The sequence below is a fragment of the Cellulomonas septica genome (assembly GCF_012396155.1).
GTDB lineage: Bacteria > Actinomycetota > Actinomycetes > Actinomycetales > Cellulomonadaceae > Cellulomonas > Cellulomonas septica.
The window spans coordinates 1-2,437 of record NZ_JAAXOY010000552.1 but is presented as its reverse complement, the minus strand read 5'-3'; the positions used below and the strand labels follow the sequence as shown (position 1 = coordinate 2,437).

Here is a 2,437-nt window from a genome sequence, read left to right as displayed (position 1 = left end):
CGAACGGGTGCGGGACGCCCCGGACGGGTGTCGGTGTCGCGGTGGGCGCCCAGGGCACGGGTCGGATCGACGTGACGTCATCACTCGGCGTGCGCGGCTGCGGCAGTGCGGACACCCGGACCACGGCGCGGGGCGAGCGGTCCACGGCGGCGGGCGAGCGGCCCGCGACGTCAGGCAAGCCGTCCGCGACGTCAGGCGAGCCGTCCACGACGTCAGGCGAGCCGTCCGCGACGTCAGGCGAGCCGTCCGCGACGTCAGGCGAGCCGTCCGGGACGTCGGGCGAGCGGTCCGCTGCGTCAGGCGAGCGGTCGGCGGCGCGGCCGTCGTGCAGCACCGCGCGCCCGAGCACCGGACGGCGCTCGGGTGGCTGCGGGGGGACGACCGACGGCACCCCTCCATGATCCCGCACCGGGTCTGGGACTCCGGGCGCCGACGGGACGGTCGTCGAGACGACCATCGGTGCGCCCACGAGAGCCGGACGCGCCGACGGCCGGCCCCCGTGCGGGGACCGGCCGTCGATGGGTGCGGGGTGGCTCACCGGTTGCGCAGACGCTCCATCGCGAGCTGCACGAGGGAGATGAGCGCCTGCTTGGTGGCGGCACGCGACCGGGCGTCCGTGTAGAGCACGGGCACGTGCGCCGGGATGGCGAGGGCCTCACGGACGTCGTCGAGCTGGTGCTTGGCGACGCCGTCGAAGCAGTTGACGCCCACGACGAACGGGATGCCCCGGCTCTCGAAGTAGTCGACCGCCGGGAAGCACTGGTCGAGACGGTCCGTGTCCACGAGGACGACCGCACCGATCGCGCCGCGGACCAGGTCGTCCCACATGAAGAGGAAGCGGTCCTGGCCCGGCGTGCCGAACAGGTACAGCCACAGCTGGCCCGGCAGCGCGATGCGGCCGAAGTCCATGGCGACGGTCGTGGTGGTCTTGCGGTCCGACACGCCACCGGCGTCGTCGACGCCGACGGAGTGCTCGGTCATCGCGGCCTCGGTGTTGAGGGGCTCGATGTCCGAGATGGACCCGATGAAGGTCGTCTTGCCGACGGCGAAGCCGCCCGCGACGACGATCTTGACGACGGTGGGTGCGACAGACCCCGCGGTCCCCGCCGGAGCGGCGACGGCGGCGTCAGAGGGCGGAAATGCCATTGAGAACACTCTCCAGCACGCTCAGGGACAGGGCGGGGGACTCACCGGTGTTGACCTCGACCGGCTGAGAGGTGTGCACGCGCACGTACTGCTGGTCGGAGAGGTCGGACACGAGGATCCGGACCACCCCGAGAGGAAGGTGGAGCAGAGCCGACAGCTCCGCGACGGAGATGTAGGTGTGCGCGGCGTGCTGCAGGATCGCCCGCTTCTCGGGCGGCAGCCCCGCGCTCGACACGGCGCCCGGCATCACCTCGACCAGCGCCTCGAGAGGCAGGTCGGAGCGCGCCGAGCGCACGCGGCCGCCGGTGACGGCGTAGGGCCGCACCGTCCTGGCCTCGTACTCGATGTGCTCACTCATGTTCGAGCCGTCTCCGTTCGGGTCAGGCCACGGGGGCGCGGGTGGCGCCGTCGACGGGGAGCTGGCCGCGCATCTCGGAGATGAGCTGCGGGGTGAGCGTCGCCTCGGTGCGCGAGACGAGCATCGCCATCTCGTAGCCGATGAGGCCGACGTCGCAGCTCGACTCGGCGACCACGGCGAGGACGGAGCCGTTCGAGACGCTCATGAGGAACAGGAACAGGTTGTCCATCTCGATGATCGCCTGACGCACCTCCCCCGCACGCAGCTGGCGCGACGCGCCACGGGTCAGGCTCGACATGCCGGAGACGATCGCCGCGAGCTGGTCGCCGCTGGTGCGGTCGAGCTGCTCCGACATCGCCATGAGCAGACCGTCCGCCGACACCACGAGCGTGTGGCGAGTGCCGGGCACGGTCCGGACGAAGTTGTCCAGGAGCCAGCCGAAGTTGGCTGCCTCGGTGCTGAGCGCGGTCACACTTCCTCCTTGCTGGTGCAGTCGGTGACGACTGCGGGGTGAGACGTCACCTGGGCGGAGACGGCTGGTCGGGAATCGTAGGCCGTCATGAGGCCTGGCCGTTGGGGCCGGAGGGGCCGTCCGAGGCACGACGGCCACGGCTGGTCCCGGACTGGAAGCTCGACAGGCGGGAGCGGAGCTGGTCCGCGTCGCGCTGGACGGGCTTGCCCTCGTCCGCGGCCGGGACGGCCGACGGCACAGCTGAAGGAACACGCCGCTGCAGGGTCTCACCGGTCATGCCCATGGAGGCGGGCCGGTAGGCCGACAGCTGGCTGAGCTCGGACAGAGCCTGCTCCTGGATGTCGGACCGCATCGCGAGCATCGCGGCGACCTCGTCGTCGAGCGTCCCGATGCGGGGCGCGACCGACGGCGGGAGCGACGGGTGCGGCACGGCACGGGCGGGGGAGACGTCGTCCTCGCTC

4 protein-coding genes and 1 pseudogene are annotated in these 2,437 nt (G+C 72.1%); all 5 read right to left on the bottom strand.

What is annotated here, in order from left to right; genetic code table 11:
• Nucleotides 1–391: pseudogene (locus HGA02_RS20520) on the bottom strand (hypothetical protein); the annotation flags it as partial.
• 143 nt (nt 392–534) lie between these two features.
• On the bottom strand, nt 535–1,146 hold the full coding sequence (locus tag HGA02_RS16445; RefSeq protein WP_124342967.1) for a GTP-binding protein: 612 nt from the start codon (nt 1,144–1,146) through the stop codon (nt 535–537).
• Nucleotides 1,127–1,504 (bottom strand): DUF742 domain-containing protein, encoded by a 378-nt coding sequence (locus tag HGA02_RS16440; RefSeq protein ID WP_168680197.1) that lies wholly within the window; start codon nt 1,502–1,504, stop codon nt 1,127–1,129. Before HGA02_RS16440 ends, HGA02_RS16445 begins: the two co-directional genes overlap by 20 nt.
• Nucleotides 1,505–1,526: 22 nt before the next feature.
• The gene (locus HGA02_RS16435) at nt 1,527–1,976 is read right to left on the bottom strand and encodes a roadblock/LC7 domain-containing protein (RefSeq protein WP_168680195.1); all 450 of its coding nucleotides are present in this window, start codon (nt 1,974–1,976) and stop codon (nt 1,527–1,529) included.
• An 85-nt stretch (nt 1,977–2,061) separates the two neighbouring features.
• Nucleotides 2,062–2,437, bottom strand: a 376-nt coding sequence (locus HGA02_RS16430) for a hypothetical protein (RefSeq protein WP_168680193.1), incomplete at its 5' end; no start/stop codon positions are given.

Excerpts from the sequence above, each read along its gene's own strand:
- HGA02_RS16445 (WP_124342967.1), bottom strand. The coding sequence starts at position 1,146 with ATGGCATTTCCGCCCTCTGACGCCGCCGTCGCCGCTCCGGCGGGGACC.
- HGA02_RS16440 (WP_168680197.1), bottom strand. The coding sequence starts at position 1,504 with ATGAGTGAGCACATCGAGTACGAGGCCAGGACGGTGCGGCCCTACGCC.